This window comes from Streptomyces sp., from assembly GCF_035563135.1.
Classification (GTDB): domain Bacteria; phylum Actinomycetota; class Actinomycetes; order Streptomycetales; family Streptomycetaceae; genus Streptomyces.
The window spans coordinates 1-18165 of sequence record NZ_DATMVN010000014.1; the positions used below are offsets into that span (position 1 = coordinate 1).

An 18165-nucleotide genomic window follows, 5' to 3' on the forward strand; every position below is an offset into this window, starting at 1 on the left:
CCGACGGTGGCACCGGTGGTCCAGCCCGGGATGCGGATGCGCATCGCCCAGGTGCCGGCGGCTTTTCCGGTGATCCGCAGGGTCGTGGTGTCGCCGACCGGGAACGTGGTGGTCTGGGTGACCGTGATCCCGCGCTGCGGCCAGGTGAGCACCGAGGGCACGAACAGGTTCACGATCAGCGTGCTGTCGCTGTGGAAGTAGACGGAGTCCATGAGCCTGGTGTTCATCTCCAGGCCCGTTCCCTGGCAGCACCAGAAGGAGTCGTAGTCGGTGCTCCAGGTGCCGCCGCCCCACGCCGGGCCCACACCGCGCCGGCTTCCCGGAGCGAGCGGGGTGAAGTAGGTGACGTGGCCGTGGCTGTCGGCCGGGTTCTGCTGGCCGATCATCTGGTTCAGCCACGCCTGCTCGTAGAAGTCGAACAGTGCGGCCCTGTCCGGGTCCAGCGCGAACAGTTCACGGGTGAGGGTGAGCATATTGAAGGTGTTGCAGCTCTCGCAGGTGTCCTGGTCCAGGAAGGAGGCGATGGCGTCCGGTGCGCGGAAGTGCTCCGCCTGGCTGTTGCCGCCGATCGCGTAGGTGTGCGTGCCGACGCAGATGTCCCAGGCGTTGGCGGCGATGTCCCGGTAGCGTGTGGCCCCCGTCGCCTTGTACTCCCGGGCGGCCCCGATCCACTTCGGCACCTGGGTGTTGGCGTGCAGTCCGTCGAGCCGGTCCTGGCCGGCGGCCAGCGGGTCGAACACCGCGGCATGGTCGAAGCGCCGGGCGACGGTGAGCCACCGTGTGTCGCCCGTCTGCTGGTGGAGGTCGCTCAGCACGGCGTTCATGCCACCGAACTCCGTCCCCAGCATGGCCTGCATCTGCTTGCCGCTGAGCCGGCCGGTACGCCGGTCCACCCATCCGGCCAGGGCCAGGAGCACGTCACGGGCCTTGGTGCTGCCCATGTGGCGCCACACGTCCAGCAGACCGGCGAGGGTCTTGTGGACGGTGTAGTACGGCACGTTGCCATTGCTCAGGGTCCGCTGTTCGAGGGCGGTGAAGTCGGACTCGGGATAGCCCGACAGATACCCGTCGCTGAACCCGGCAGCGCTGTTGTTGGCCTGGCACCGGGCCAGTCCGTCGACCATGCGGGCGGCCTTGTCCCGGCAGACGGTGTCCCCGGTCACGGCGTACAGCTGCGCCCAGGCCGTGAGGAAATGCCCCTGGACATGGCTCCGGAAGGGGAACGTGGGCGCCTCCCAGCCGCCGGTGGCAGCCGCGCCGCCGGTGGGCAGCCGGTGGTTGGCGCGGAAGTTGTACAGCAGTCTGTCGGTGTCGACGAACCGGAGATAGTTGCGGGTGCGGTTCTGGTTGTCCAGCCACCGGCTCGCGGTCAGGCGGACCTGGCCGAGTGCGAAGGGGGAGGCCGACACCCCGATGCCGGCCGCAGCGGGGGGAACGGCGGCCCGGGCGGGGGAGCTGTCGATGAGGGGCCCGGCGGCGGAGGCGGCGGCCGAGGCCCCGGCGATCCGAAGCAGGTGCCGTCGGCTGACGGAGGAGGACATCGTGCGGCCCTTTCTGTGACGGGAGAGCGCATGCTTGCTCATGGACACTCGTTCAGGGTGTGGCCGTTCGATATTTCGCACGTCGTTCGTTATGCCGACGGAACCATAAGGGCGCCGTCAGGAGGCGTCAATGCTGCTGCCGCCCTCAAGTGATGGACGGAAGAAGGAGATTGGCACAGATGCGTGGCGCGGATGCGCGGCCGGAGGGATCGGGGCGGATCACGACGCGACGGCCCGGCCGGGGGTTCCCGGCCGGGCCGTCGCTCATTCTGCGCTTCGTGCGCGTCCGTGGCCACGCCTGGTGGCGTCTCCTCGGGCGCGCCTCCCCCTCCCTTCGCCCGGTCAGCGCGTCTCCACCGGCCTCGCGTGTGCGAAGCCCCTGTGGTGCCAGACCAGACCGCCCGCCGGGCGGCCCAGGCAGTCGGCGACGGCCACCCGGCCCACCAGGATCGTGTGGTCCCCCGCCTCGATCACATCGTGCCGCGCGCAGGTCAACCGCAGTGCGGCGTCCGACAGTTGCGGTGCATGGCGTGAGGTCGGCCCGTCGGCCAGCGCGACGTCCTCGAAGCGCTGTGCGGTGGGGCCCGCGAACTTCCGTGCCAGGGCCTCGTTCTCGGGGCCGAGCAGATGGACGGTGAAGGCCGCGGCTCCGGTCAGTACGTCGTGGGTGCGCGAGCCACGGTCCAGGCAGACCAGGAGCAGCGGGGGGTCGAGCGACAGCGAGGACACCGCGCTGGCCGTCAGGCCCCGGGGGCTGCCCATGTCGTCGTAGCACGTCACGACCGTGACGGGGGCGGCGAGGGAGGCCATCGCGGCACGGAACTCGTCGGCCGGGATGTCGCGGGCCATGACTGTCCCGGGTGCCTCGGGGACCAGGGCGGAGGCCGTGACCGTGCTCCGTGCCGCGGACTCGGCCAGCAGGCTCGTGGCGCTCATCGGGCCGCTCCTTCCAGCTCGCGGTCCGGCACCGCCGGCGAAGCCGTCCCGGGACCGGCCGGTCCCGGCAGCCAGCGGCCGCGCGGCTCACCCACCGTTCCCCGGGCCAGGTCCCAGGCCACCATGCCGCCCGTCACCACCGTCGTGAACCGCCCCGTGAACATCCAGCCCTCGTACGCCGACCAGCCGCACAGCGACTGCACGTGCCGCGCCGACAACTGCCAGCGCGCAACGGGATCGAGGAGTGCGAGATCGGCGTCCGCGCCGACCGTCAGACGGCCCTTGCCGGCCAGCCCGAACAGGTCGGCGGGCCCCTTGCCCATCAGCCGCGCGAGATGGGCGGCCGCCGTGTCGGCCTCGATCCCGCGCGCGAGCAGGCCCGTCCAGACGGAGACGGCGAGTTCCTGGACGCCGGGCAGGCCGGGCGGCGCGTCGGCCGGCGGGCGGTTCTTCTCCTCGACGGTGTGCGGGGCGTGATCGCTTCCGATGGTGGTGGCCTCGCCGCTGAGCACCGCCCGCCAGAGTCGTTCCTGGTCGCGCGGGGCCCGGATCGCCGGGGAGAGCCGGGTCCGCGGGCCGCGCCGGGCGGTGTCGTGATCGGTGAACGACAGGTGATGGCCGGTGACCTCGAAAGTGATCGGCAGCCCCTCGTCCGCCGCCGCGGCCAGCAGGTCGGTCTCCTCCGCCGACGACACATGCAGCACGTGCACCTTGGTCCCGTACGTCCGGGCCAGCTGGACGACCTTGGCGACGGCGACGATCGCCCCGGAGCGCGGGCGGTGCGGTTCGTAGGCGTCGTACGACTGGGGGTCCCCGCCCCGGGAGTCCAGCAGGTCGAAGACGTGCTGGTCCTCGGCGTGCAGCACGAGGCGCACATCGCCGCGCGCGGCGGAGGCGAAGGCCGCCTCCAGCTGATGTGCCTCGCGGAAGACCACGGGCGCGGTGTGGTGCCCGGCCATGAACGCCTTCGCGGAAGTCGCCACCGCCGGGTCCATGCCTGCGAGGACCTCCGGGTGATCGGGGTCGGCCCCCAGGTGGAAACGGTGGTCCACGTACGAGCGGCCCGCGATCAGTGCCGCCTTGGCCCGCAGGGACGCCGCGTCCAGGGACGGCGGCCGAGTGTTCGGCATGTCCATGACGGTGGTCACTCCGCCCGCCAGGGCGGCCCGGCTGCCGTGCTCCCAGGTCTCCTTGTGCTCCAGGCCGGGGGTGCGGAAGTGCACGTGCGAGTCGATCAGACCCGGCAGGACGTACCGGCCGCGAGCGTCCAGGCGTGGCCCGGCGGGAAGCGGATCACCGGGAGCGACGAGGGCGTCGATGCGACCGCCTCGGACGACGACGGCGCCGTCGTGGACCCCGTCGGGGGTGACGAGGCGGCCCCCTTCCACCACCAGGTCGGCTTCGGCGGCGTGCGCGTGGCGGAAGGTCGCGGATATGCGGGAGGAGGGGAGGTTGTTCATCGGTTCCACGGCAGACTCACCAGTTCCTTGCAGAGGTCGTTGGTCGGTCCCATCAGGGCGACGGCACGGGCGTCGCGCCCGAACCGGTTGATCGGGTGCGTCTCGACGTATCCCGCCGAGCCGAGGAACTGGGCCACGTCCGCCACGACCCGCTCGGCCGTCGAGGAGGCGGCCAGCTTGGAGTGCAGGGTGGTCAGCCCGGGATCCGCCGAGGTGCGGCGGCCGGCGCGCTCCACCACCGCGCGGGCGGACTCGACCTGGGTGGCCAGGTCCACCAGGCGGTGGCGCACCGCCTGGTGGGCGTAGAGCCCTCGGCGCCCGGCGTGTTCGTGCGCGGCGTCGAGTGCCGCCTGGGCGACCCCCACGGCGACCGCGCCGAGCGTGGCACCGCTGTTGCGGACCCGGGCGATGATGGAGGCGGCGACACCCGGTGCGCCGAGCCGCGCGGTGTCGGGGACACGGCACTCCCGCACCGACACGAAACCCGTGGCGGAGCCGCGCATTCCGGTCAGCTGGAGCGAGGTGTCGGGCAGCAGGCCGGGATGGTCGCCGGGGATCAGGAAGAACGTCTGCCCGGCGGCCCCGTACCCGGTGTCCTGCGAGGACTCCGAGGAGGACGGCTCCTCCTGCGACTGCGCCAGGACGAGATAGACGTCCGCCAGCCCGGCACTGGTGGTGAAGGACTTCGCTCCGTCGAGCACCCAGCCCCCGTCAGGGGTGCGGCGGGCCTGCGTCGACAGCTTCTTCTTGTCGGCCCCCGCCCCGCTCTCGGACCAGGCGGAAGCGGCCAGCCACTGGCCGCCGGCCAGCTTGGGCAGAACCTGTCGGTGCTGGGCGGGAGTGCCGTTCTCGACGATCCGGCTGGTCACCGCGCAGTGCTGGAAGAGCATGATCGCTGCGGAGGCGTTCACCGCGGCGACCTGCTCCACGCAGGTGTTGAGCGCCACCGCGTCAGCTCCCGCACCGCCGTGCGACTTGGGGACGACGAGAGCGAGCAGGCCGCTCCCGCGCAGCACGGCGACGGCCTGACGGTCCGGCTCCCCGCTGCGGTCGGCCACCTCGGCACAGGCCGCCAGACGGTTCAGGACCTCCGGCGAAGGGACGAGGGGCGCGGGACGCACGGCGCCGGTGCGGCCGGCACGGCGGGAGCCGGTCGTCGTGTACGGATCGATGGCGAACGGATCGGGCAGGGCCTGCGGCGGCGCGCTCCGGCGCTCGGCGGTCAGGCTGTCAGCGGAACCCACGAGGTCTCCTCGGATGCGTGGTCGGACGTGGCGAGTACGGGAGTACGGCGGCCGGCGGCGGGACCGGGCTGCGGAGCGGAGGCCCCGGGGCGCTTCAGCAGCCCCCGGTACTCGACCTGCTTCTCCGCGACCGACACCCAGTCGAGCCTGCGGACCCCGTCGGGGCCCTGCGTCGAGCGGGCGGCGACACGCACACACCCACCGGGCGTGCGCACCGGCAGCAGCGCGTCGGGGTCCTGCGCCGCCCGGCCGGCGAGCGACCACGGGACGGAGCCCGCGATCCCGGCCGCGGCGCCCAGGCAGATCGCACCGGTCAGGGCGACCGTCGGGTGCCAGGACGGCACGGACACCGCCCGCACGAAGAGCCCGCCGCCCTCCTGCGGCAGCAGGGCGGCGATCTTCGGGAAGGCTCCGAAGGTGTCCCAGCCCTGCGACTCGCAGACCGCGACCCGCAGCCGGGTCATGGCGCTGAACAGCCGCGGATCGTCCGCGAAGAGTGCACCGGGGCCGCGTACCCCCAGTTCGGAGGCGTCGACGAAGGCGTACGGGTTGCCCATCGACACCAGCGAGACGGGCACGGACCGGCCTTCGAAGGGGACGTGGGTCACCGCCTCGCCCGTCATGAGCAGCTCGGGCAGCCTCAGCGGCGGTGAGCACAGGAAGTGGGCGGTGAACCGGGTGCCGCCGTCGGAGGTCTCCTCGGTCTCGCAGACCACGTTGTCGCCGTTGTTCAGGACGTTGACCCGGACGCGGCAGCCCGGCACCAGCGGCTGGATCATGCCGGTTCGGGCGGCGGCCTCGACGGCGGCCAGGATCGAGTGACCGCACGAGCCACGCAGATCGAAGCTGTCATGGCTCTGGGGCAGGGACTGCACGAACCGGTAGTCGAGATCGAAGAGAGGGTGCCTGGAAGGCCGGACGATGGCGTTCTTCAGCACGTCACCCGCACCCTGCCCGGACAGGTCGGCCCGCAGGCCGGTGAGCGCGCGCAGGAGCTCGGGCTCGGACTCGGGGAAGACACGGCCGTCGAGGACGGCGGTGGGGCACGGCGCGCCGTGCGCCCTGGCAAGTGAGACGCTCATCCGAAGGCCCCCACCGGCTCGGGGGCGCGCACCGCGGCCCTGGCGGACGACCCGAAGAACTCGGTACGCCACATCTGGTGTGACATCAGCGCCCACAGGGCCAGCGACACCTGGTCGGACGGCCGGGCCGTCTGCTCGGCGAACAGGGCGTCCACGGCCTCGTACCGCAGCCGGCCGTCGGCACGCAGCGCCTGCGGGGACAGGACGTCGCGGGCCATCGCCCACAGCCGCTGGCCGGGAACCAGCATCGCGGTGATCGGCAGCGTGAACGGCTGCTTGGGACGGTTCAGGACACTGTGCGGCAGCAGTCCGTCGGCGGCCCGGTACAGGGCGCGTTTGACGCCCGTGCCGGGGACGGTGCGGTGCCGGTCGGGCAGCGTCGCCGCGTACCGCACGACGGCGGGCTGGCAGAACGGGAGCCTGGCCTCCACCGAACTGGCCATCGACAGGTGGTCCACCCGGCGCAGGTGGTAGGCCGGGAGCCGGTAGCGCTGCTCGATGCGGCAGATCCGCTGGAGGCGGCTGCCCGCGCCGTGCGCGAGCGTGTCGGTGAGGCCGGGCGGCAGCATGGCCGACGCGCCGAGGGAGTGGACACGGTCGGCGTAGTCGCCGGTGTAGAGGTGCTCGCGGAGGGAACGCGGCACGGCGGCCAGATGATCGAGGTAGGCGCCGGCCCAGTCCGCGCCCTCGGGTGCGGCGAGCGCCTGGGTCATGCGGGCGTAACCGCCGAAGAGTTCGTCTGCCGCGTCACCCGTGAGGGCGACCTTGAACCCGGCGTCGCGGACCGCGCGGAACAGCGAATAGGTGCTGAGGGTGATCGGGTCGGCGTTCGGCTGCCCGAGGTGCCGTACGACATCGCCCATCAGGTCGGGGAAGGTGGCCGGGTCGATCTCCACCTGGTGATGGACGGTGCCGGTGTGCCGGGAGACCTCGTCGGCGAAGACACGCTCGTCACCGGGCCAGTTGCCCGTGTAGGCGATGTTGAAGGTGTGCAGGGCGTCGGACGCGCCGCGGTCCCGCAGGGCGCGGGCGGCGAGCGCCGTGACCAGGCTGGAGTCGAGACCGCCCGAGGTGATGGCGGCGACCGGGGCGTCGGCGACGAGCAGCCGGGACACCTCCCGCGCCAGCAGCTCGCGCAGTTCACCGCCCGCCTGCGCGAGGCTGCGCCCCTCGGGGACCGGTGGTGCGGACTCGTAGCCCATCCGCCGGGTGGTGAGACGCAGCCCCTCCTCCCGGGTGACGACGGCGGTGGCGGCCGGCGGCAGCACGTCGATGCCCTGGAACATGGTGCGCTGGCCGAAGGGCGTCTTGGCCGACAGGTAGGTGTGCAGGCCCAGTTCGTCCTCGTAGGGGCGTACGTCGGTGAAGCCGAGCAGGGCGGGGAGCTCCGAGGCGAAGTGGAAGCGGCCGCTGCGCTCCTCCCAGTGGTAGTACAAGGGCTTCATGCCGGACGCGTCGGTGGCGACCACCAGGCGCGGGGCGCCCCGCAGGTCCATGACGGCGACGGAGAACATGCCGTCGAGCTGCTCGGCGAACCGGTCGCCGTACGTCAGGTACAGCGCCGGCAGGATCGAGCCGTCGCAGCGGTCCTCGAAGTGATGACCCTGCCTGATGAGTTCGGTGCGCAGCCGGTCGTGGTTGTAGAGCTCGCCGTTGAAGACGACGGTGATGTCACCGAGGCGGTACGGCTGGGCGCCGCCCTCGGGGTCCATGATCGACAGCCTGTTGTTGCCGAGAGCCCAGCCGGAGCCCTGGGCGAAGGACTGGGCGTCGGGCCCCCCGTGGTGCTGGAGGACGGCGACGTCGCGCATTTCCTGGGCGGTGGTACGGGCGTGGAAGGATCCGTGGATGCGGCACATGGCTCAGATCACCTGACGTCGGAGGAGAGACCGGCGGCGGAGTAGAGCGCCGGGTCGTACGGGCTGGGACCGCCGCAGGTCACGAAGCGCCGGGCTTCGGGACCGGTGTGCGGGTTGCGCGCGCCGTGCAGGACACCGGGCGCGGCGTACAGGACGTCACCTGCGGCGACATCGATCCAGCGGTCGCGCAGGTACATCTGGCCGATGCCCTCGAAGGCGATGAACGCCTCGTCGCTGTCGGGATGCAGGTGGACGTTGAAGGTCTGACCGGGCTGCTGGATCCCGCAGTGCAGGCAGAGCTGGCTGCTGCCGTTGCCGGGCCAGAAGACGAAGTTCATGGTGGCGCGGTCGGTGTCGGGGGCGATCTGACCGGTGCCGCCGAAGCCGCGCAGCTGGGTGGTCTCGTCCCAGAGGCTGGAGAAGGGCTCGGGTGCCGTGCCGGCGCGGCGTCCGGCGGCCAGTGGGGTGCGCCAGACGTAGACGGTCAGGCCCTCCGCGCCGGCGGTGAGGGCCAGGGCCTGCCCGGTGGGCGCGTACACGGCGTCGGAACGGCCCACCCGGCGGGTGCGGGAGCCGACCGCCGCCGTCCCCAGACCGTCGAAGACCACCGCGGTGTTCTCCTCCTCGACGCTCGCCTCGGGGCTGAAGGACTCGCCCGCCGCGATGCGTACGACGTGCAGGGTGACATGAGTGGCGCCCGCGGCGGGGCTCACCGGAGTGGCGAGTGCGGTCCGCCCGCCGGGCCGGCCCGGCAGGGGAGCGAACTGGAAGTCGGAGGCGGCGATGATGCGGGCGTCCCCGAGGGGAGTCGCGGTCAGGGTTCCCGAGGTGGATGTGCGCATGATGCGGTGGGCTCCTTGAGGGGTGGGGGAGGGAGCGAGGGGCTCGTGGTGCTTCCCTTCGTCCTGTGACTCCAGGTTCGCCCTGGCCGATCCCGCTGCCCTCCCGCTCCGCTACCGGTGCGGGGGACATGACCGGGAAGCGTCCCGGATCACCCGGCTGCCATGTCCCGATGCCGCCGCGGGGCAAGCGGTGAGGTGCGTCCAGCGCAACGAGCCGGGGCCGGCGCAGGCACCCGGAAAGGGTGTCCGCGCCGGCCCCGGCTCGGTGTGGTGCGTCGTGCGGCTCCTGGTGCGGGCAGCTGCTTACGAGGCGGCCTTCTGCGGTACGCGGGCGGGCGCCACCGGGGTCGGAGGTGCGGCCTCCGCGCGCTTGGACAGGACGGAGAAGCGGCCCTCGGCCAGGGCCAGCGCGGCGATGACGACGACACCGCCCACCGGCACGTTCCAGGTCAGCGGCTCTCCGAGGGCCAGCACACCGACGGCCACGGAGAACACCGGCACCAGGTAGTTCACGCCGGACGCCGTCGTCGGCCCGGCATCCGCGATCAGCCGGTTGAGCAGCGCGAAGGCGATGCCGGTGGAGGCGGCGCCCAGCACCAGCAGCGCGAGCAGCGGCTTGGCGGTGAGGTCGCCGTGCAGCGTCCAGCCGGTCATGAAGGTGGTGACCACCACGGTGATGACGGCGGCGGCACCGAGCTGGGCGGCGGTCACGGAGAGGGCCGGCAGCTTGTGGGGGCCGATGAAGCGGCGTACGTACACGAAGCTGACGGCGTAGCTGGCCGCGGCGCCGACACAGGCGAGCTGACCGCCGAGCGTGCCGAACCCGTCGGTGTTCCACGGCCCGACGACCACGATCAGCCCCACGAACCCGCCGAGCAGACCGGCCACCTTGCGGGTCGTCGGCCTCTCCTCGGAGAGCGCGAGGGCGGCGACACCCATCGTGATGAGGGGAGTCGCTCCCTGGATGACCCCGGCAGTGGTCGCGGTGGTGTGCTGCTCGCCGATGGCGAAGAGGGTGAAGGGGATGACATTGCCGAAGACGGAGGCGACGGCGATGTGTCCCCAGATCTTGCGTGAGGGCAGGGTGAGCCGCTTCAGGGCGAGGATGCCGAGAACGACGAGAGCGCCGACGATCAGGCGGCCGGAGGCGAGCTGAAGAGGCGCGAAGGCCTCCAGCGACATCTTGATGAAGGCGAAGCTGCAGCCCCACAGGGCGGCCAGCAGGCCGAAGCGGCCCCAGTTGGTGAGGTTCATGACGTGTTCTCCTCGGAAGAGAGGCGGGATACGGGGGATTTCGGGGGACGACAGCGGGACGTCGGTGTCAGTGGTGCACGTGCGGGGCCTGGTGCGGGTGCGTGGTGCCGTGCCCGTGGGAGTGCGGGTGGTCGTGGTCCGTGTCGGGGGCGTCGACCTCGTACTGGTCGTACTTCTCCATCAGGGCGACCATCTCCTCGCGCGAGGGCCGGTTGCCGTCGGCGAGGAGGGCGGAGAGACCTTCGAAGTAACCCTCGCGGTGTTCCGCCGGGGTGAAGATGATCAGCATTTCGACGAGCGAGTCGCTCTCGTTGCGGAAGCCGTGCACCGCGTTCTCCGGCACGTGCAGGAAGTCGCCCGCCCTCGCCGTGCGCCAGCCGGTGCCGTCGTGCAGGCGTACTTCGCCGGTCAGCACGTAGAACGATTCGGAGATGCGGGAATGGTAGTGCGGGTCGGCTCCGCCGGCGCCCGGCAGCATCGAGTGGTGGAAGAGCCCGAAGCGGCCGTCGGTGGTCTCGGCGAGGGCGATGAACCGGGTGGTGGTGGCTGTTCCGATCTCGGCCTTCACCGCGTCGGCATAGGCCCGGAACATGGCGTGGCTCATGCTCAGGCCTCCCACATGCTCAGGTAGCGCTCACCGGTGTCGGGCAGCAGCGTCACCACGATGCCGTCGGCGAACACCGGCCTGCGGGCCACCAGTTCACTCGCGTACGCGGCCGCGCCGGACGAGACGCCGGTGAACAGACCCTGACCGCGGGCGAGTCTGCGCGCGGTCCGCAAGGCGTCCTCGTCGGAGACGGTGAGTACCTCGTCGATCAGCGTGACGTCGGTGGTGACGGCGACGAAACCGCCGTTGAGGCCCGGGATGCGGTGCTGGCCCGCGTAGCCCTGGGAGAGGATCGGCGACTTCTCCGGCTCGACGGCTATCACCCGCACGTCCGGGTCCTGCTCCTTGAGGTGACGGGCGACCCCGGTGAGGGTCCCGCCGGTGCCGACCCCGCACACGAAGGCGGCGATGCGGCGGCCGGTGGACGCCACGGCGGAGTGGATCTCGGGGCCGGTGGTCTCGTAATGGGCCCGGACGTTGTCCTGGTTCTCGTGCTGGCACGGGAACCAGGAGCCGGGAGTGGCCGCGTGCAGCCGCTCCGCCTCGGCGATGGCCCCCGGGTAGCCGAGCGCGCTCGGTGTCTGGACGATCTCCGCTCCGAAGGCACGCAGCAGCTTGACGCGTTCGGTGGTGGCGTTGTCCGGGAGCACGATCACACAGCCATAGCCGCGGGAGGCTGCGAAGGCGGCGAGCGAGATACCGGTGTTGCCGGAGGTGGCCTCGATGACGGTGCCGCCGGGCCGGAGGTCGCCGCGGTCCTCCGCGGCGCGCAGCATGTAGAGCGCGGCGCGGTCCTTGCTGGAGGACATGGGGTTGGCCGACTCCAGCTTCGCCAGCACACGGGCGCCGGGAGCCGGATCACGCAGGCGCAGTTCCAGCAGCGGCGTCGAACCGACGAGGTCCTCGATGCGGGAGGCCACTGCGGGGCGGGAGGGGGCGATGGGAGCCAGGGGGGCCTGTGCGATGGTCGTCACGGTTCTCATCTCTCGCAATCGGGGGAGGAGGGGAGTGCAGCGGCGCGGGGAATCACCAGGAACCCGCAGAGGCGATGACGGTGAAGACGTCCTCCATCAGCTCGGGCCGGCGGCCCGGCTCCTTGATGACGGCGGTGGGCGCGAGCACCCGGGCGCCCCCGGGGACGTCCTTGTTGACCAGGGCCTGCGCACCGATGACCGCGCGGTCGCCGACAGTCACCGGACCGAGGACGGTGGAGTTGGCGCCGAGGATGACACCGCTGCCGACGACGGGGTGGCGGCGGTCGCCCTCGGGCCGCTTGTTGTCGCTCCACCAGCCGACCGCGCCCAGGGTGACCTGGTGGTACATCGTCACGTCGTCGCCGACGACGGCGGTCTCTCCGATCACCACCCCGGCGCCGTGGTCGATGAAGACCCGGCGGCCCAGCACCGCGCCCGGATGGATCTCGACCGCCGTCACCCGGCGCGCCCACCGCGCGAGCAGCCGGGCCGGTATCCGCAGACCGCGGCCGTGCATGCGGTGGGCGATCCGGTGCGCCCACAGTGCGGTGAGCGCGGGGTGGAGCACCGCTTCCTTCGCACCCCGCACCGACGGGTCGCGTGCGACGACGACCTGGAGGTCCTCGCGGAGGGCGGCCAGAAGACGGGGGGTGGCGGAGGCAGGTGTCGCGTCGGGGGTGCCCGTCGTCGCGGGACCGCCGGTGGGGGCGGTGCCGGAAGCGGGGCCGGAGGCGGGTATCGGCTCCGGTTTCGTCGGACTGAGCAGGCTCATCGTGGCTCCAGTGGCGGGGCGGGCCTCTTGACTGGAACAGAGCGTGCCGGGCCGCCTTCCCGATGGAGTCCCGGCCCGTTCCCGTCCGGTGGGGTCCTCGGAGGTGTCGGCGGAACGAAGAGGGAACGTCGCGGGAAAGAGACGGGAACGGCCGCCCCCACACTCGCCTGAGCAAGCACCGCCGCCGCACTCCGGCTGTCCCGCCGGACCCCGGGCTCTCCGGGGCGCCGGCCTGCCGGTGCCCGGTCGAACCGCGCATCGGCCCCACCCGAATTCGAGCAGAGGAGCTCCCCGTGCCCGTGATCTCAGTCGACTGGTGGAAAGGGAACGACCGTGCCCGACGCCAGGAGCTCGTCAGCGAACTGACCGCCTGCGTGTCCCGCGTAGCGGGGTGTCCCGAGGAGGCCGTCACCGTCATCGTGCGGGACGTGGAACCCGGCCACTGGGGGAAGGGCGGGACGCTCGCCGACGCACTCCAGGCCGATGCCGCCGTCGCTCCTTCTCCCGTCCCGCAGGACACAGGCGGACAGCCATGACGTCGCCCACCGGACAGGGTCGCTCCGACCCCCGTCCTCTTCTCCTGGTCACCCCGCCGCCCCGGTTGGTCGCGGAGGCGACGGAGGCCGGCTTCCACGTCCTCACCGTCACCGACACAGCCGGCTTCCCGGACGACGACGCGCTCGGCGCGCACCTCGCGGAGACCGCCCGGACCCACCGGGTGAGCATGCTGATCGCCTGCGGCGAAGCGAGCGTCCTGCCCGGTGTACTGGAGACGGCCGAACAGCTGGGGCTGTCCCCGAACCCGGCCGCCGCGGCCCGGCTGCTCGCCGACCCGTCACAGATCCGGGGCCTGCTGACCCGTAGCGGCCCTCAGTGGGCGGCGGTCGCGCTGCCCACCGGGCCACGGGACGGACCGCTGCCGTACGACATCGAGTACGGCGTGGAGACGCTGACGGCGGAAGGCATGCACAGGGTCACCGGCATCGTCGAACTGCGCTTCACGGAACCGGGCGTGGGCTCCACAGGGCCCGCGTCCGGGCCGGGGCAGCCTTCCGGCGGTTCCGAGGCGGTGAGGGAGGACGCCCCCCGCCACGCCTTTCCCGCACCGCTCACCCGGCAGGAAGAGGCAGAGATCCGGGCCCTCGCCACCGGGCTGCTCGACCTCGCCGGCTACGAATTCGGGTACGCCTTCACCCGGATCGCGCACACCGCGGACGGCCCCCGCATCATCAACTCCCGCACTCAGCAAGCACCGTGGCCCGCGTCCCGCCTGATCGAGCTGACCACGGGACTGGTGCCGGAGCGAGAACTGGTGCGGGCGCTGTCGGGAAAGCCGATGGAGGCGCCTGTGCTGGTCGGATGCGCCGCGGCCGTCCCGCTGCGTGGTCCGCACGATGCCCCGGAGGGCATCACGACGCTCGCGGGTGTACGGGAGGTGCGGGACGGGCACGTCCTGCTCACGGCCCTCACTCCTGCCGAACTCGCCGTCCGTACGTCTGCCGTCCTCGACCACCTGGCCTGACCAGGCTCCCTCCCCCTGCGAAGGCCCGCCGCGCGATCCGGCGGGCCCTTCGCGTACCTGCGGTTCCGGGTGCCCCTCCTCGTGCCTTCCCGTGTCTGCGGTGAGGGTTTCCCGCTCCGTTCCCGTCGGGCGGGGAAGGGCGGGAGCGGAAGCGGAACGGGCCGGGAGCGGGTCCCGCGAATGTCGTTCCTGTCAGCAGGAAAGCCCAGGCAGAAACACTCCAGAAGGCGGGAAATCAGATGCGGAACACGGTGTTCACGATGGCGGGATTCGTAACGGCGGCCGTTCTCACGCTGGGGGCGAGCAGCACCGCCCTCGCGGCCACGACGGACCGCACCGTGCACGCTTCGGTGGCCACCGCGCACCTGGTGACGAACGAGGGCGAGGGTCCGAACGTCGCTCCGACTTCGGGTGAGGGTCCGAATGTTGCTCCGACTTCGGGTGAGGGTCCGAATGTCGCTCCGACTTCGGGTGAGGGTCCGAACGTTGCTCCGACCTCCGGTGAGGGCCCGAATGTTGCTCCGACCTCCGGTGAGGGCCCCAACCTCGCGGTCTGACCGCGGCCGCCTCCCACGTATCGGCGCCCCCGCTCCCGGTGCCCCCGTCAAACGGAAGCCCGCTCCCCACCGAGGGAGCGGGCTTCCGCGTGCCGATGCCGATGCCGATGCCGATGCCGACGCCGATGACGGACGAGCAGCAGCCTGGGCACGCCGTCCCGGCGGGAAGGCCGGTTCAGGCCGCCCGTTCCGCCGGGATCCCCATCGCGTCGAAAGCCCCGTCCGCCGTTGCCAGGTGTACCTGGGCCGCTTCGTGTTCGCCGAGGTGTTCCAGAGCGTGGGCCATGCCGGCCAGCGCGCGTGCCTCCTCGACCCGGTAGCCCACGCCGGAGGCCGCGTGGTGTGCCTGCTGGTGGAGTTCGAGAGCGAGGGCGTACCGGCCCCTGCGGGCATGCAACCGGCCGATGATGTTGCCGACGGCTGCTTCCCGCATCGGCGCACCGCTGAGGTCGCCCAGCTGGAGCGCGGAGTCCGCCCACTCGGTGGCCTGCGCGGTCTCGCCGAGCCGGTCGGCGGTGTCGGCGGACAGGGCGAGCAGCAGGGACATGTCGGCGGGCGACATGACGTCCACAGCCAGCTTGCGGGCCCGGCGCAGCAGATCGGCGGCCTCGTCCACCGACCCCAGGCCGAGCCGGGCGACCGCCAGATCGATGAGGCTCTCGACCTCCTTGTCGATGGCTCCGATCTTGCGGGAGAGCGTGACGGCACGGGTGGCGGCCTCCACGGCTTCGGGGAAGCGGCCCCACTCGGCGTACAGATTGCTCAGGTTGGTGAGGGATTCGGCTTCGGCGCGCTCCGCGCCGAGCTCACGTTTGATCGCGATGGACCGTTCCAGGCGGGGGAGAGCCTCGTCGTACCGCCCCAACGCGCTGAGCAGGAGGCCGAGGACGCCGGTGTCCTTGGCTTCGCCGCGCCGGTCGGCGAGGCTGACGGCCAGACCGAACGCCTCCTCCGACATCGTGATGCCCTCCTCGAAGCGGCCCAGCTTCCAGCAGGCGACGGCCAGGTTCGACAGGCTCAGCCGCAACAGCGCCGGATCACCGAGCCTGCGGGAGGCGGTGACGGCGGTGCGGCACAGCTCCCGGAATTCCTCCAGGCGTCCGCGCAGATCGAGCGGGAAGACAACGTTGGCGGCGAGCAGCCCGACATGGCTGTCCAGTTCCCAGCGGTACGCGAGGGACACGGCGGCCAGCAGCGAGTCCTGTTCGCGCTCCAGCCAGTTCCGGGCCTGCTCGGGGGTGCTCAGCGGCGGAAGCTCGGCGGTCGACCGGTGCTCGGGGCGGCGGATCCGGGACCGCCCGGGGAAGAGGAGGTCGCAAGCGGCGTCGGTGGCGCTCAGCGCGAAATCGAGGAGGCGGTGCACGGCGCGGGCCGCCTCCTCGTCGCCCGGGCTCCTCCCACCGTTTTCGGGTGCCGGGCGGCCGCTGCCGCGCGAGAGGTTCTGGGCGAAGCTGCGGACCAGGTCGTGGAAGGCGTAGCGGCCGGTCTCGTGCTGTTGCAGCAGATGCATGTCGAGGAGGTACTCCAGCACGTCCTCCGCGTCCCGCGCCCGCTTGTCGAGCAGGGCGCCGGCCGCGTACGCCTCGATCTCGGCCCCGGGATGCTGGCCCAGCAGCCGGAACGCCTCCCGGGTCTCGGCCGACAGCCCCTCGTAGGACAGCCGCAGGGTCACCTCGACACTGCGTTCGCCCGAGTTGAGCTCGGACAGCCGGTGGGCGTCGTCGCGGAGCCGGTCGACCAGATAGCGGACGGTCCAGCGGGGACGCTTGCGCAGCCGGGCGGCGGCGATGCGCAGCGCGAGCGGCAGATGGCCGCAGAGCTCGGCGAGCTGTGCGACGGCCTCCGGCTCCGCGCGGGCCCGGGTACCACCGAGGACGCCCTCGACGAGGGCGACGCTGTCCTGCGGGGGCATCACACCGAGGGAGACGGTGTGCGCGGCGTCGAGGTCCACGAGCAGGGCGCGGCTGGTGACCAGGACGAGGGTCTGGGTGGGGGACGCGAGAAGGGGCCGGACCTGGGACTCGTCCGCAGCGTTGTCAAGCAGCAGGATCATCCGGCGAGAGCTCATGGTGCGCCGCCACAGGGCGATGCGGCCCTCCGCGTCGTCGGGGATGCGCTCGCCCGGCGCGCCGAGCATGCGCAGCAGGGCCTCGGCGGCGGCTCCGGCGCTGAGGGGCTGCTCGCTCGGGGTGAACCCGCGCAGATCGATGTGGAGTTGCGCGTCCGGGTAACGGTCGGCGAGCTGGTGGGCCGCGCGTACGGCGAGGGAGGTCTTGCCGCTGCCGCCCATGCCGTCGATGGCGACGATGAGGGGGCCGGTGCCCGGCGCGTCCTCCACGAAATCGAGCAACTGGCGCACCTCCTCCTCACGGCCGGTGAAGTCGCGCAGGTCGTAGGGGAGGGTGGAGGGCGAGCCCTCCGGGGTGAACGGAGCGGCTGCGGGCCCGGCGGGCTGGGGCGGGGCGGCGAGCTCGGGGCTGTTGCGCAGGATGGCCTGGTGCAGGTCGGCGAGGGCGTCGCCGGGGCCGATGCCGAGTTCGTCGGCCAGGAACTCGCGGACCTTCGCGAACTCCTCCAGTGCCTCGGCCTGCCGGCCGGACTGGAACAGGGCGAGCATCAGCTGGCCGCGCAGAGTCTCGCGGAGTGGATTTGCCTCGATGAACTCTCTTAACTCTCCTATGAGTTCACCGTTCTCACCTGCTGCGAGCCGGAGGTCGAAAAGCTGCTCGACGGCGGTCAGCCGCCGCTCCTCCAGAGCCGCGGAAGCGGCGGAGAGCACAGAGCCGCCGCTTCCGGACAGGAGGGGGCCCCGCCACAGGTCGAGAGCCTCACGCAATGCGGTGGCGGCGTGCACACTCTGTCCTGCGGCGGTCGCTTCCCTGGCTTGTTTCAGCCCCTCGGTGAACCGGCTGAGGTCCACCTGGCCGGGTGTGGTCAGCGCCCTGTACCCCGGTCCCTCGGTGACGATCAGGTTCCGTCCGTCGGGGATGCGCTGCCGCAGCTCGGCTACGGCCTTGCGCACCTGGTGGGCGGCGGTGGCGGGTGCGTTCTCGTCCCAGGCGGCTTCCACGAGCCGGAAGACGGGGAGTACGCGCCGGGGCTCCAGGAGCAGGGTGACCAGCACTCTTTCGTGCACGGGGCCACCGACCCGGATGCGTTCGGACCCGTCCCAGCATTCGAACGAGCCGAGAATCCGGAAACGGACCCCGTGCTCCCCTATGCCCTCGCCCATGAATCTCGTCCCTCCAGCAGGCCCCTGAGCAGCTGCTGCTGCCCCCCATGAACACCGACGTCCCTCACCCTGCCGGCCCGAATGAGCCATCACATCAGGGCTCTTCGGTGGGCGGCAAGACGGCCCTCCCCGCTGTGGCTTCAAATTCCTCCCCCGGTAAAAAACTGATTTGCCATCAGTACATATCCGTCACCCCCGGGCCGGGCCCCGGGGCCGGCCGTGCGGCGGTACCCGGGCGTGCCTGCCGTGGGAGCGGGCGGCACCGGCGGCGGCGGAGGTGGTT

The 18165-nt window shown here is 72.0% G+C and carries 14 protein-coding genes; 2 read left to right on the plus strand and 12 right to left on the minus strand.

All coding sequences use genetic code 11. The annotated features are described in order from the left end of the window. The 11 genes from VN520_RS00800 to epsC all read right to left on the minus strand — a co-directional run. Positions 1–1541 (minus strand): beta-L-arabinofuranosidase domain-containing protein (locus tag VN520_RS00800; RefSeq protein ID WP_325744870.1); only part of this gene is annotated, 1541 nt, incomplete at its 3' end. 342 nt (positions 1542–1883) lie between these two features. Further along, complete coding sequence (locus VN520_RS00805; protein ID WP_325744857.1) at positions 1884–2477, minus strand: flavin reductase family protein; 594 nt, start codon at positions 2475–2477, stop codon at positions 1884–1886. Continuing rightward, entirely contained in the window at positions 2474–3937 is a 1464-nt protein-coding gene (locus tag VN520_RS00810; RefSeq protein ID WP_325744858.1) for a dihydroorotase family protein, read from the minus strand. Before VN520_RS00810 ends, VN520_RS00805 begins: the two co-directional genes overlap by 4 nt. Continuing rightward, a complete protein-coding gene (locus tag VN520_RS00815; RefSeq protein WP_325744859.1) occupies positions 3934–5181 on the minus strand; it encodes an acyl-CoA dehydrogenase family protein in 1248 nt (415 codons plus the stop codon). Before VN520_RS00815 ends, VN520_RS00810 begins: the two co-directional genes overlap by 4 nt. After that, the gene (locus tag VN520_RS00820; RefSeq protein WP_325744860.1) at positions 5160–6263 is read right to left on the minus strand and encodes a PrpF domain-containing protein; all 1104 of its coding nucleotides are present in this window, start codon (positions 6261–6263) and stop codon (positions 5160–5162) included. Before VN520_RS00820 ends, VN520_RS00815 begins: the two co-directional genes overlap by 22 nt. Then, complete coding sequence (gene asnB / locus VN520_RS00825; RefSeq protein ID WP_325744861.1) at positions 6260–8122, minus strand: asparagine synthase (glutamine-hydrolyzing); 1863 nt, start codon at positions 8120–8122, stop codon at positions 6260–6262. The genes VN520_RS00820 and asnB overlap by 4 nt, the downstream gene beginning before the upstream one ends. Positions 8123–8130: 8 nt before the next feature. Next, positions 8131–8964: a cupin domain-containing protein gene (locus VN520_RS00830; protein ID WP_325744862.1), complete on the minus strand. Its 834-nt coding sequence runs from the start codon at positions 8962–8964 to the stop codon at positions 8131–8133. Between the two features lie 303 nt (positions 8965–9267). Next, the gene (locus tag VN520_RS00835; protein WP_325744863.1) at positions 9268–10218 is read right to left on the minus strand and encodes a DMT family transporter; all 951 of its coding nucleotides are present in this window, start codon (positions 10216–10218) and stop codon (positions 9268–9270) included. 67 nt (positions 10219–10285) lie between these two features. Further along, positions 10286–10822, minus strand: coding sequence for a cupin domain-containing protein (locus VN520_RS00840; RefSeq protein WP_325744864.1), 537 nt, complete (start codon positions 10820–10822; stop codon positions 10286–10288). Positions 10823–10824: 2 nt separating this feature from the next. Further along, positions 10825–11808, minus strand: coding sequence for a cysteine synthase family protein (locus VN520_RS00845; protein WP_325744865.1), 984 nt, complete (start codon positions 11806–11808; stop codon positions 10825–10827). Between the two features lie 43 nt (positions 11809–11851). Next, complete coding sequence (epsC, locus tag VN520_RS00850) at positions 11852–12571, minus strand: serine O-acetyltransferase EpsC (RefSeq protein WP_325744866.1); 720 nt, start codon at positions 12569–12571, stop codon at positions 11852–11854. Positions 12572–12864: 293 nt separating this feature from the next. Here epsC and VN520_RS00855 point away from each other — a divergent pair, with 293 nt between their 5' ends. Beyond that, entirely contained in the window at positions 12865–13107 is a 243-nt protein-coding gene (locus tag VN520_RS00855; protein ID WP_325744867.1) for a 4-oxalocrotonate tautomerase family protein, read from the plus strand. Further along, positions 13104–14093, plus strand: coding sequence for a hypothetical protein (locus tag VN520_RS00860; protein ID WP_325744868.1), 990 nt, complete (start codon positions 13104–13106; stop codon positions 14091–14093). Before VN520_RS00855 ends, VN520_RS00860 begins: the two co-directional genes overlap by 4 nt. 732 nt (positions 14094–14825) lie before the next feature. On the opposite strand, the gene VN520_RS00865 is transcribed toward VN520_RS00860, so the two are convergent. Then, the gene (locus VN520_RS00865) at positions 14826–17882 is read right to left on the minus strand and encodes an AfsR/SARP family transcriptional regulator (protein ID WP_325744869.1); all 3057 of its coding nucleotides are present in this window, start codon (positions 17880–17882) and stop codon (positions 14826–14828) included. Between the last annotated feature and the right edge of the window lie 283 nt (positions 17883–18165).

Excerpts from the sequence above, each read along its gene's own strand:
- VN520_RS00835 (WP_325744863.1), bottom strand. The coding sequence starts at position 10,218 with ATGAACCTCACCAACTGGGGCCGCTTCGGCCTGCTGGCCGCCCTGTGG.
- VN520_RS00820 (WP_325744860.1), bottom strand. The coding sequence starts at position 6,263 with ATGAGCGTCTCACTTGCCAGGGCGCACGGCGCGCCGTGCCCCACCGCC.
- asnB (WP_325744861.1), bottom strand. The coding sequence starts at position 8,122 with ATGTGCCGCATCCACGGATCCTTCCACGCCCGTACCACCGCCCAGGAA.
- VN520_RS00840 (WP_325744864.1), bottom strand. The coding sequence starts at position 10,822 with ATGAGCCACGCCATGTTCCGGGCCTATGCCGACGCGGTGAAGGCCGAG.
- VN520_RS00830 (WP_325744862.1), bottom strand. The coding sequence starts at position 8,964 with ATGCGCACATCCACCTCGGGAACCCTGACCGCGACTCCCCTCGGGGAC.
- VN520_RS00810 (WP_325744858.1), bottom strand. The coding sequence starts at position 3,937 with ATGAACAACCTCCCCTCCTCCCGCATATCCGCGACCTTCCGCCACGCG.
- VN520_RS00865 (WP_325744869.1), bottom strand. The coding sequence starts at position 17,882 with ATGGGCGAGGGCATAGGGGAGCACGGGGTCCGTTTCCGGATTCTCGGC.
- VN520_RS00860 (WP_325744868.1), top strand. The coding sequence starts at position 13,104 with ATGACGTCGCCCACCGGACAGGGTCGCTCCGACCCCCGTCCTCTTCTC.
- VN520_RS00805 (WP_325744857.1), bottom strand. The coding sequence starts at position 2,477 with ATGAGCGCCACGAGCCTGCTGGCCGAGTCCGCGGCACGGAGCACGGTC.
- VN520_RS00845 (WP_325744865.1), bottom strand. The coding sequence starts at position 11,808 with ATGAGAACCGTGACGACCATCGCACAGGCCCCCCTGGCTCCCATCGCC.
- epsC (WP_325744866.1), bottom strand. The coding sequence starts at position 12,571 with ATGAGCCTGCTCAGTCCGACGAAACCGGAGCCGATACCCGCCTCCGGC.